Here is an 11778-nt window from a genome sequence, read left to right as displayed (position 1 = left end):
CCGCTCACAACACATACCTCACGCCAAAAGCCCGCCGCGCCATATCCAAAAACAGGCCAAAAGGACGGCTCAACAACACCATAAAAACAATCGCCGCCGACACAGCCGCCCAAACTTGGGGGACCGTGGCCCCGGCGATCAGCAGAATCGCCACATAGACCGGGACCTGAAAGGACAGAAACGCCAGGATATCCAGCACGCCCCGCCACACCCATGTCGGTGCCGGACCGGACAATCTGCGAAACACCCAGTCACGCCACATCCCATAGGGCCGCCCCGTCATGATCATTGCTGGCACCGCAAACAAGCGCGACCACAGGACCTGGCTCCACGACATCTTGGCAATGAACGCCTCTGACAGTGTCGCCGCGATGGTGAAAAAGAACACGGCCGCCAGCGTATCGATCCAAAACACTTTCGACGCCCAACCGGTCATTTCGCCCTCGGGTCGAAGACGCGGTACAAAAGGTCGGACAGGATATTCAGCAGGATGAAGATCAGGCCAACCACCACCGTCCCGCCCAGCACAGCATTCATATCGGCAGACAGAAGCGCGGTGGTAATATAGCTGCCTATGCCGGGCCAGCTAAAGATGATCTCGGTCAGGACCGACCCCTCCAACAGGTTCGCATAGCTCAGCGCGATAACCGTGACCAACTGCACCCGGATATTGCGGAAGGCATGGCGCCAGATCACGGCACGCTCGCTCATCCCCTTGACCCGGGCGGTGGTGATGTATTCCGCGCTCAACTGCTCCAGCATGAACGACCGGGTCATCCGGCTGATATAGGCCAAGCTGTAATATCCCAGCAGCGAGGCGGGCAGGATGATATGGCTGAACGCGTTGCGAAAGACGCTCCAATCCCCGGCAATGGCGCTGTCGATCAGGATCATCCCGGTGCGCGTGGGCACGATATCCTCATAAAAGATGTCCAGCCGCCCCGGTCCGCCGACCCAACCGAGGATCCCGTAAAAGATCAGGAGCCCCATCAGGCCCAGCCAGAAGATCGGCATCGAATAGCCCACCAAGGCCACGACCCGCGCCACCTGATCAATCCACGACCCCCGGCGCACCGCCGCAACGACACCCAGGGGCACCCCCAGCACGATGCCAAAGATCACGCCCAGCGTCGCCAGTTCCAGCGTGGCCGGGAAGACCCGCGCAATATCCTCTGACACGGGCCGGGCGTTGAGCAGCGAGGTGCCAAAATCGCCCCGCACCACATCCCAGATATAATAAAGGAACTGCACGAGCAGCGGCTGATCCAGACCAAGCTCCCGGTAGACCGCATCATAGGTGGCCTGTGACGCGCGTTCGCCCACGATGGCCAGGACCGGATCGATCGGCATCACCCGCCCGATGATGAACGTGATGAACAACAGACCCAGCATCGTCACAGCGATGGAGCCAAGCGTCAGCACCGTGGCCTTCACCCAATTCGGAATGGCGAAGCCCGGGCCAGGATCGGGGGCGGTGGTCACTGCTGCACCTCCGGTATGGCGATGCAACCCAGCTCTCGCATCAGATCCGCCCCGTCTTGTGTGCCCACCAGATCAGCCTCCAACACGCCCGATACAAGACGGGTCAATGTCAAACCGCCGGGGCTAGAAGTCCACACCAAGTAGCCGCATTCGGCCACATCAGCGTCATAAAAGGCCATGTAATCCAGCACAAATTGCGGCGGCACCTCGTCATGCCGCATCGCGCGCAACGGCGTGAACCGCGCCAGCGGGCCGGTTTGCGCGCGGCGCTGCCCTTCGGTTTGACGGTATTTGTCCAGGTCCAGCTGGTCCCGCATCGCCGCCCCGAACATGCCATGGGCTTTTTCCAGATCACCGGATTCCCGCGCACGCAGGTAGTCATCCACGGCGATCATCACCTCTGCCCGTTCGGCATCGGTAACCTCCACCTGCGCATGGGCCATGCCAACCAGAAGGGTAAAGCAAAGGATCATGAAATGTCTCAATCGGGCCTCCGGTTGAAGGGAGGCGCTGGCTGGCAGCGCCCCACCGGTGTTACTTCGTCACCTGCCAGTAAGACGCATTGGTGATCGCCTGCCCGGTTGAGAAATTGGTTACGTTGTCACGCAGCGCCGATTGCTCGATCTGCTGGAACATGATGATAAAGGGCGAGGTCTCCTGAAACTGCGCCTGAATATCAGCATACATCGTGGCCCGCGCCTCGGTATCGGATTCGATCACAGCCGCCTCAACCTTTTCGGTCAGACCGCCTGTATCCCACCCATTGCGCCACGCCAGCAAACCAGTGGCCTGTGCCGCGTCGGAATTGTCAGGGTTATAGGCGAACGTGCCCGCATTGGTCTGTGGATCGGGGTAATCCGGCCCCCAGGCGCCCAGATACATGTCCAGTTCCCGCGCGCGGTAGCGGCCCAAGATCTGCTTGGCCGTACCTACGGTGATGTTCAGGGTGATCCCCGCCTGGGCAAAGGTGTTCTGCAGGGATTGCGCAATCTCGATCCGTTCCTGCGCCTCACGCACACCCACCTCGATCTCCATGCCCTCGACACCGGCTTCAGCCAGCAATGCCTTGGCCTTTTCGACATCCAGGCTGAACGGGTTCTGATCGACCGCCCCCAGATAGGTCTGCGGCAGGAAATTCTGGTGAATTGTATACTGACCATTCAGAAACGCGTTTTGCATCCCCTCATAGTCGACCAGGTACTTCATCGCCTGGCGCACTTCGGGTTTGGAGAGTTCTGGATGCGATTGGTTGAACGAGGCATACATCAACCGCCCCTTCAGCTCCTCCGCGATCACCACGCCCTCGGCCTCGCGCGCACCGGCCACATCCTCGGGGTTCAGGTTGCGGGCAATATCAATATCGCCACGTTCCAAAAGAAGCCTTTGCGACGCACTTTCTAATACGTGCCGGACCACAACCCGCTCCATCGCAGGCGCACCCAAATAGAAATCCGGGTTCGAGGTCAGCGTCACACTCTCGTTCGGCTTCCAACTGGTCAGCTGATAGGCGCCCGACCCAGCCGAGTTGGTCTTCAACCACTCATTGCCCAGATCGCCGTCCTTCTCATTGGCCATTACCAGCTCTTTGTCGACGATCCCACCAATGGTCGCCGTCAGGCAATTCAGCACAAACGACGTGGCATAACGCTTGTCCGTAGTGATCGTCAGCGTGTTGCCATCCGCAACAATCGTTTCCTCCACATTCTCCGGCGTGAACCCGAACTGCGTCAGAATGAATGCGGGTGTCTTGTTCAAGATCACCGCGCGACGCAGGGAGAACTCCGCATCCTCTGCCCGCACCGGATTGCCCGAATGAAAGGTCACGCCTTCGCGCATGGTGAATGTGATGGTCCTGCCATCCTCGCTCACCGTCCAACTTTCGGCGAGATCGGGCTGGTACCCCGCTTCCAGATCCATCGGGTCAAAATTGACCAACTTGCCATAGACATTGCGGCTCACATCCGAACCCGCAAATTCAAACGACTCCGCCGGATCCAGCGTCGTGATGTCATCAATCCGGTTTGCAATCACCAGCATATTGGGCGGTGTCTCGGCCCATGTCGCGGGTGCCGCCATGGCAAGCACCGTCAGCCCAAAGGCCGCGCTGGTCAGCAGTTTATTGAACGCATTCATATCTTACCCTCTCCTGTTGCATGTCAGTCTTTGGCGGGTTCACGCCCCCCATGTTTTCTCCAGCACGCGCATCCAGTTGCCGTGGCAGAGCTTGGTTATCAAGGCCTCGTCATAGCCGTGGCGCACCATCGCCGCCCGCAGGTTCGGCAAATCGCCAATCGTCGTCAGATCGCCGGGCACCACCGCCCCGTCATAGTCCGAGCCAAAACCAACCCGATCTTCACCCACCTGCCCCATCAGATAGTCCAGATGGCGCATCACCTGCTCCAACGGCACATCCGCAATCATCCTGCCATCCTCGCGCAAAAACGCCACGGCAAAGTTCACGCCGACCATCCCATCGCTTTCGCGGATCGCAGCCAGTTGTTTGTCTGTCAGGTTGCGCGAATGCGGGCAAATCGCATGGGCGTTGGAATGGGTCGCAACCAGCGGTTTGGTCGAATGCCGGGCAACATCCCAGAACCCTGCCGCGTTCAGATGCGACAAATCAAGCAGGATGCCCAGATCGTCACAGCGTTTGACCAGCCGCAGCCCGAAATCCGTCAGCCCCTCACCAATATCCGGGTCCGACGGGTAGCGAAACGGCACCCCATGGCCAAAAATCGTACTGCGCGACCATACCGGCCCCAATGACCGCAACCCGGCGCGATAGAATACGTCCAGCGCGTGCAGGTCCGGATCAATCGCCTCCGCCCCCTCCATGTGAAAGATCGCCGCCACCTTGCCCGCGCCCATGGCGGCGCGAATGTCGGCCACTGTCCGGCACACGGTCAAAGCGCCGCGCGCTTCCAGACCGAACAGGATCGCCGCCTGCGACAGCGCCACGGGCATGGCGTCGTCCCACAGGACTGGCTCCGGCAGCGGCAGGTCATAGGCAGGCTTGGTCATCTCTTCGAACTTGAAATCCAGATCAACGGGCGACGGGATGTAGACGGCAAAGAACCCACCGGCAAAGCCGCCCGCCTGCGCCTTGGGCAAGTCAACCGCCCCGTCACGCCCGGTGACAAATCTCTCCGCCGCTGCCAGCCCCCCGGTGCGGTGCAGTTTTGACAGCACATCATTATGCCCGTCAAAGATCAGCGGATATCGACTATCTACCATCATGCCCCCAGCACAATTATTGAGACAGCCTAGCCAAAGCCTTTGTCATATCAGAGCGAAAAAGCTATGCATAAACCTCATACAGCTAGTCAGAGTTTCGCCCGCAAAATGAGCAAACCCAAATCCTGGCATTCCATTCCAGAATATCAGGCCCTGCGCGCGCTGATGCAGGCGGGCACGACCACCGGTGCCGCCCGCCAACTGGGACTGTCGCAATCCGCCGTCAGCCGCTCGGTCGCCAACCTGGAAAATCGGACCGGCTTGATCCTCTTTGAACGCGACAGTGGCCGTCTGCGCCCCACGCAAGAGGCCGTGCGCCTGAACCTCCGCCTCGATCCCTTGTTCGAGGCGCTGGACCGTATCGACGGGCCAACGGAACCGGTGCGCGAAACCCTTCGCCTGATCGCGCCGCCGACCTATGCCCACCGCTTCCTCGTCCCACAGATCGCAAGTTTCCTGAACGCCAACCCCCATTTCTTCGTCAGCCTGGAGGTCAACACGTCAGACGAGGTCGTCCGTGGCATTCTGGATGACCGTTTCGACCTGGGCCTGATCGGGGTGGAATTATCCCGCGCCGGGGTCAAGATGCTGCCTTACCGCACAGCTGACGCGGTCTGCGCCATGGCCCCGGGTCACCCGTTGGCTCAGCACACCACGATCACCCCCGCCGATCTCGATGGCCAGACCATGGTGGCGCTGACCCACCGCCATGCCCGCCGCACCCAGCTTGACCGGCTCCTGCACGAAGCCCGCGCGACCCCCCATGTCGTGGCCGAGGTCTCGACCACCGTCGCCGCCGCCGATCTTGCCGTCCAGGGGCTGGGCCTGGCTCTGATCAACCCCTTTCCGCTGGTCCACCACCACCGCAATGATCTGGCCTTCATCCCGTTCGACGCACCAATCCGATATCAAACCTATTTCGCCGTCTCCGATCAGCGGCCAGAACCCCGCATCGCCCGCGCCTTCATGCGCCACCTGCGTCTGCACACCCCGGCCGATCCCTTCACCGCTGCCGCCTGAAAGCTCCACGTGAGTCGGGCGCGTCTCACGTCACCCTCGGATGGGTGCTTTGACGTTAAACCTGTCCCGCACACGCCTCTCAGCAAAATTTGCCACATAGCATCACGTGATCCACCGGTTCGTCGCGCCGCGCGGCCCCGACCGCGCCCGATCCGGGGGGGCTCGATGCCCCGGCGGATCGGCCATACCACCCAACGAAAATACAGTCCGTTTGTTAACGCACCGACCGGACCGTATGTATGGCGTATGTAGGGAATGTGCATCGGTTCTGCATGGGATGTGCCTCCCCAAAACCGCCCCGGTCAGACCCGCACAACCGCGCCCGGATTCATGATGCCGACAGGGTCAATCGCCCCCTTTACCGCCCGCATCGCTGCCAGCTTTGCCGGATCGCCATACCGCTCCAGATCATCCACCTTCAACCGTCCAATCCCATGCTCCGCACTGACCGAACCGCCAAAAGAATGCGCCAGATCATGGACCGCCCGCTTGATCGCGGACCGCTCATTTTCATGATCCGCCCGGCTCCGTCCCGTTTGGGGAAACACGTTATAATGCAGGTTCCCATCGCCGACATGACCAAAGCAATTTATCCGAAAATCTCCTATCTTTTCAATAACTTTCGGACCTTTTTTGATGAAATCCGGGATCGCCCCCAGCGGGACCGAGATATCGTGCGACGACACGGAACCCACCGCCCGATTGGCCGCCGGAATGCTCTCCCGCACGGCCCAGAACGCGGCCCGATCGGCTTCCGACCGCGCGATCAGCCCATCACTCACCAATCCCTCTTGGGATGCCGCCATAAACAGCTCTTCCAAGGCCGCATCGGCCTGCATACCAGCCCCCAGCCCGACATCGACCAAAACCATCCATTCCGGTTTTGTTTCAAAAGGTTGGCGGACATTCTGTTTGGTCTCCACCAGAAATTCCAACCCCATCCGACCGATCAATTCAAAGGCTGAAATCCCCTGGCCCAACCGGCTTTGCGCCAACGCTAATAACCGCAACGCTGCCTCAGGGTCGGCCACCACCATCAGCGCCACCCCCTCGGATTGCGGCTGCGGATAAAGCCGTAGAGATGCCGCGGTAATTACACCTAACGTCCCCTCTGCCCCGATCAACAAATGACGCAAGTCATAGCCCGTATTATCCTTGCGCAACCTCTTGAGACCATTGAGGATTTTGCCGTTGGGCAATACCGCCTCAATCCCAAGACACAGGTCCCGCGCATTTCCATAGCGCAGCACATTCACCCCACCCGCATTGGTCGCCAGCAAGCCGCCAATCCGCGCAGACCCTTCCGAGGCGAGCGACAATGGAAACAACCGGTCGACATCCGAAGCCGCCTCCTGGACATTGGCCAAGATGGCACCTGCTTCAACAACCATAATATTTTCAAGGGGATAGGTCTCGCGAATGGCCGTCATCCGCTCTAATGAAAGGATGATCGGACGCTGCCCCTCCTCAGCGATCTGCCCCCCAACCAAACCTGTACCACCGCCATAGGGCACGATCGACACCCGCGCTTCACATGCCGCTTTGACGACCGCCGACACCTCTGCGGTCGAACCCGGCGCGATCAATAGCCCGTCACTGCCCGAATACCGCCCGCGCGGCTCTTCCAGATACCGCGGCTCCAGATCCCGGAAGGCCGCCTCCGGTAGGATCGCTCTCAGATTTTCTTCGATTTTCTCAGTGACTGGGTTCAGCATGACGTGCCTCCTCGGCGTCCATGAACCACACAGAACTGCCCGTGTCACGGGTCATCAAGGCGCAGGTATTCCGGTTCCAGGATCATCAGGGTGGGGCGTCCGGGAAGACGCTGCAACGACACTTCAAGAAAGCTTGCACCGACCGGCACGACCTCAAACTCCGCACGCATCTCCTCCACAAACAGGTCAAGGTTACTGCGACCGAACCAGTGCATCGGGATCACGATCGAGGAGCGGAGGCGTTGCAGCATCTTGATCAAAGTCGGTCGTGGCAAAGTCAGCCCACCATCCACCGGCGCCATCACCACATCCAACCGCCCCAAAGCCGCATATTGCTCCGCACTGGGTTCATGGTGCAAATGGCCCAGATGACCAATGCATAACCCCGAGATCTCAAACACAAAAATCGAGTTCCCGTTCTCCTCGACCCCCGTCCCGAAACGGGACCGGATATCGGTGGATACGGAACGGATTAGCATCTCTCCTAGGTCAAGCCGATGATTGGCAGGGCTGCCATCCCCCTCCCCCCAACCTTTCAGCACATTTGGAATGCGAGGATCCGGAAAAGCGGTCCAATGGCTGTCATGGGCGTGGTTCATCGTGACGACGTCCGGCACAAAATCCACCACCCCCAGAAAACCAGTATAATCTGTGGCAACCGATAGCCCCCCGGCCGTCTCAATCAAAAAGGTCGCGTGGTCGACATAGCTAAGCCGCACCGTCTCATCCGGCAGTGGCTGTGCAAAGCGTGCCTGATGGACGTATGACACCCCCGGAACATCCGCCACAGCAATACAATGGGACGGGGTCCGTTCTTGGGCCGGCAGGGCCTGGGCAAAGCAGATCAAAAGGACAGACAGGATCAAACGAGTCATGGCGCGCTCCTTTCGCAACAGCTTAGCGCAGTCGGTGCCTCCGTCATCCCTTCTATCGGTAGTACTCCAGAAATTCACTCAGGATGGGACACTCCTGCCTGTCATCATGTGTCTCTAAATATCCCCGCCGGAGGCACAGAAGTCTTCTGGTGCGCGGCCAGACTTTAGGCCTCCGGCGGGGATATTTAGAGACACATGATGAGACGGTCGGTTCAGCCCAACAGTGCTTTGCCCCGGCGGTCATTGCGCAAATTGGCGTAAAGCACATGATTGCGCCAACGGCCTGCTATTTGCAGGTAGCTTTGCGCGACACCTTCATATTTGAAACCACAGGCTTCCAGCACGCCGCGGGAGGCGGCATTTTCGGGCAGGCAGGCCGCCTCGATCCGGCTGAGGTCAAGCTGGGTGAAAGCGTGGTGGGTCACGCCCTCGATAGCCTCGCGCATGTAACCGTGTCGGGCAAAAGGCGCGCCGATCCAATAGCCAAGCGTGCCAGCCTGGGCAGGACCGCGGCGAATATTGTCCAGCGTGATGGCACCCAGCAGCACGTCATCGTCGCGCCGGATGAGGAAAAGAGGCACAGTGGTCATCTGCGACAGGGCGCGTTGAGCCCAGTAAACGCGGTTAGTGAATGCCTTGCGGGTCAGGTGGTCATCGGCCCAGCTTGGTTCCCACTGGCGCAAGAAGGATTCACTGTCGCGGCGCAGGGCTGTCCAAGGGCGGAAGTCGCCATGTGCCGGGGCCCTCAGGACCATCCGCTCCGTGACAATTCGAACCCGCCGTCGGCCCAGTCGCATCAGGCCGCCAGCCTCTCCCGCAGCTTCTCCAGGGTCGGCGCCCGCTCGGCCGGACCATATAGCGCCAAGGCCGGTTGGGTATGGACCGCCAGGCGCTCTGCAAAGGCTGCCACATCGGCACCGCCCACCGCATCGACCTTGGCGATGGTTTCAGCCAAAGGCGGCACGCGGTCCCAGATGGACACGACCCGGGCCAAACGTTCAGCACGCGAGGAAGGGCTTTCGAGGCCCATCAGAAGTCCGGCCTTCATTTGAGCGCGCGCGCGCGCAACTTCAGCCTCATTCAGATCTTCGGTAGCGCGGCGCAGCTCATCCACGGTCAGATTGACAAGCCCGCCGATATCATCGGCCGAGGTGCCCGCATATATCGTCATCATGCCGGTATCGGCATAGGCCCCGGCCTGGGCAAAGATCGAATAACACAAACCGCGTTTTTCGCGAATTTCCTGGAACAGGCGCGAGGACATGCCGCCCCCCAACAGCGTGGCATAGATCTGGGCCGTGTAGATGTCATCCTCGCAGTAGCCCGGACTCTCGAAGGCAAGTGCAAAATGGACCTGCTCCAGCCCTTTGATCTCGCGCCGTTCACCCCCGGTGAACTGCGCGGCATCGGCGGTGAACGCAGATGTTGGCACAAGGTGACCAAACAGCTCTTCGGCCATCCGCATGATCTGGTCGTGGTCCACCGCACCAGCGGCAGAGATGATCATCTGGCCCGGCCCGTAATGCTCCGCGACAAACCCCGACAGGTCGCCCCGGTTGAACGTACTGACCCGTTCGGACGGGCCAAGGATCGTGCGGCCCATGGGTTGCTCCGGGTAGGCCGCTTCTTGCAGCCAGTCAAAGATAATGTCGTCGGGGGTGTCGAGGGATTGGCCAATTTCCTGCAGGATAACGCCGCGTTCAACTTCGATCTCGTTCTCATCAAAGGCCGGGTTGAGCACGATGTCAGCGATCACATCAAGCGCCAGCGGCACATCGGCCTCCAATACGCGGGCGTAATAAGCGGTGGTTTCGCGGCTGGTATAGGCGTTGATATAGCCGCCCACATCCTCGATCTCTTCGGCGATCTGCAATGCGCTGCGTCGGGCCGTCCCCTTGAAAGCCATATGCTCCAGGAAATGCGCGACACCATTCTGTTCGATCCGCTCGTGGCGACCGCCAGCATCGATCCAAAGCCCGACCGAGGCGGATTGCAGCCCCGGCATATGTTCCGTCACGACCCGCAGCCCGTTTCCGAGCCTGTCCAGTTTTACGCTCAAGCTGCGCGCCTTTCTCTGATCAGATCTTCAAGCGTGGTAAGGTTGTTATCAACCTGTGTCACGCGTTCCGACCGCTCATACAGGTCAGACATGCGAATGGGAAGGGTCGGTCTTTGCCCCGTCGCGGTTTCGACCGCATCCGGGAATTTGGCCGGGTGAGCGGTTGCAAGGGTGACCATGGGTGCGGCGCCAAGGTGCTGTTCGGCGACATGAACACCCACAGCGGAATGGGGGCAGAGCAGCTCTCCGGTGGTGTTCAGAGCATGGGTGATAGCAGCGCTCGTCTCCTTTTCGGAGGCGCGGCCCGAGGCATAGCCCTCCCGCAGGGTTTCCAACGCGCCTTGGCTGATCTTGAAGGCGCCGGTGGATTTCAGATCGTCCATTTGCGCGGCGACCGCGGCGCCATCGCGGCCATAGGCATCGAACAAGGCGCGTTCGAAATTGCTGCTGACCTGGATATCCATCGAGGGGCTGATCGTCGGGCTGACCCCATCGGTTTGGTAAAGTCCCGTCGTCAGCGCGCGGTGCAGGATATCGTTGCGGTTGGTGGCGACGACCAGCTTTTCGATCGGCAGGCCCATGGCGCGAGCGATGTGGCCGGCAAAGATATCGCCAAAATTGCCGGTAGGCACGGTGAAGCTGACGGGACGGTGGGGCGCACCAAGGCTGGTCGCGGCACTGAAGTAATAGACGACCTGCGCGAGAACCCGCGCCCAGTTGATGGAGTTGACACCCGCCAAGGCGACCTCATCGCGGAAGTCGAAATGGTTGAACATGTCCTTCAGCCGCGCTTGGCAATCGTCAAAATGCCCATCCAGCGCCAGCGCGTGGACGTTGTGATCGGGCGGTGTGGTCATCTGGCGGCGCTGCACTTCCGATATGCGGCCATGGGGGTAGAGGATGAACAGATCCACGGCGGCGAGGCCCCGAAACGCCTCCATCGCCGCGGCACCCGTATCACCGCTGGTGGCGCCAACGATGGTGACACGTTTGCCCTGGCGCCCGAGGGAGACCTGGAACATCTGGCCGATCAGCTGCATGGCGAAGTCTTTGAATGCCAGGGTGGGGCCGTGGAACAGTTCCAGCAGGTGGTGGTTCGGGCCAAGCTGCACTAGGGGCGCGCGGGCCGGATGATTGAACGGGGCGTAGGCCTTGGTGATAATCTCTGCAAAGTCATCGTCGCTGAACGTGTCGCCGATGAAGGGGCGCATGATGCGAAAGGCGACCTCTTCGTACGGCAACCCGGACAAGGCCGCGATATCGCCGTGGCTGAGTTGTGGGATCGTTTCTGACACATAAAGACCGCCATCACGGGCCAGGCCGGTCAGCATCGCCTCTTCAAAGGTCAGGACAGGGGCCGCGCCCCTTGTGGAAACGTAACGCATCAGGCGCT

The 11778-nt window shown here is 60.4% G+C and carries 11 protein-coding genes; 1 reads left to right on the top strand and 10 read right to left on the bottom strand.

Going from position 1 to position 11778, the window contains the following annotated elements; all coding sequences use genetic code 11:
- Window positions 1-4: 4 nt before the first annotated feature.
- The 5 genes from alaE to IU397_RS04915 form a co-directional block, all read right to left on the bottom strand.
- Entirely contained in the window at window positions 5-436 is a 432-nt protein-coding gene (alaE, locus tag IU397_RS04935; protein ID WP_204411326.1) for an L-alanine exporter AlaE, read from the bottom strand.
- Window positions 433-1446 (bottom strand): ABC transporter permease, encoded by a 1014-nt coding sequence (locus IU397_RS04930; protein ID WP_370541613.1) that lies wholly within the window; start codon window positions 1444-1446, stop codon window positions 433-435. Before IU397_RS04930 ends, alaE begins: the two co-directional genes overlap by 4 nt.
- 32 nt (window positions 1447-1478) lie before the next feature.
- Complete coding sequence (locus tag IU397_RS04925) at window positions 1479-1955, bottom strand: hypothetical protein (protein ID WP_204411324.1); 477 nt, start codon at window positions 1953-1955, stop codon at window positions 1479-1481.
- A 61-nt stretch (window positions 1956-2016) separates the two neighbouring features.
- Complete coding sequence (locus tag IU397_RS04920) at window positions 2017-3615, bottom strand: ABC transporter substrate-binding protein (protein ID WP_204411322.1); 1599 nt, start codon at window positions 3613-3615, stop codon at window positions 2017-2019.
- Window positions 3616-3654: 39 nt separating this feature from the next.
- The gene (locus IU397_RS04915) at window positions 3655-4716 is read right to left on the bottom strand and encodes a dipeptidase (RefSeq protein WP_204411319.1); all 1062 of its coding nucleotides are present in this window, start codon (window positions 4714-4716) and stop codon (window positions 3655-3657) included.
- A 108-nt stretch (window positions 4717-4824) separates the two neighbouring features.
- Here IU397_RS04915 and IU397_RS04910 point away from each other — a divergent pair, with 108 nt between their 5' ends.
- A complete protein-coding gene (locus IU397_RS04910; protein WP_204411317.1) occupies window positions 4825-5736 on the top strand; it encodes a LysR substrate-binding domain-containing protein in 912 nt (303 codons plus the stop codon).
- 302 nt (window positions 5737-6038) lie between these two features.
- Here the strand turns inward: IU397_RS04910 and IU397_RS04905 are convergent, their stop codons facing one another.
- The 5 genes from IU397_RS04905 to thrC all read right to left on the bottom strand — a co-directional run bounded on the left by IU397_RS04905 (window position 6039) and on the right by thrC (window position 11770).
- On the bottom strand, window positions 6039-7451 hold the full coding sequence (locus IU397_RS04905) for an FAD-binding oxidoreductase (RefSeq protein ID WP_204411314.1): 1413 nt from the start codon (window positions 7449-7451) through the stop codon (window positions 6039-6041).
- Between the two features lie 44 nt (window positions 7452-7495).
- A complete protein-coding gene (locus IU397_RS04900) occupies window positions 7496-8326 on the bottom strand; it encodes an MBL fold metallo-hydrolase (protein ID WP_204411312.1) in 831 nt (276 codons plus the stop codon).
- Window positions 8327-8538: 212 nt separating this feature from the next.
- Window positions 8539-9123, bottom strand: a complete 585-nt coding sequence (locus IU397_RS04895; protein WP_204411310.1) for a GNAT family N-acetyltransferase — start codon at window positions 9121-9123, stop codon at window positions 8539-8541.
- A complete protein-coding gene (locus IU397_RS04890; RefSeq protein ID WP_204411308.1) occupies window positions 9123-10385 on the bottom strand; it encodes a pitrilysin family protein in 1263 nt (420 codons plus the stop codon). The genes IU397_RS04895 and IU397_RS04890 overlap by 1 nt, the downstream gene beginning before the upstream one ends.
- Window positions 10382-11770: a threonine synthase gene (thrC, locus tag IU397_RS04885; RefSeq protein WP_204411305.1), complete on the bottom strand. Its 1389-nt coding sequence runs from the start codon at window positions 11768-11770 to the stop codon at window positions 10382-10384. Before thrC ends, IU397_RS04890 begins: the two co-directional genes overlap by 4 nt.
- Between the last annotated feature and the right edge of the window lie 8 nt (window positions 11771-11778).

The sequence above is a fragment of the Actibacterium sp. 188UL27-1 genome, from assembly GCF_016901225.1.
Lineage (GTDB): Bacteria > Pseudomonadota > Alphaproteobacteria > Rhodobacterales > Rhodobacteraceae > 188UL27-1.
This window is presented reverse-complemented; position numbering and strand designations above follow the sequence as displayed.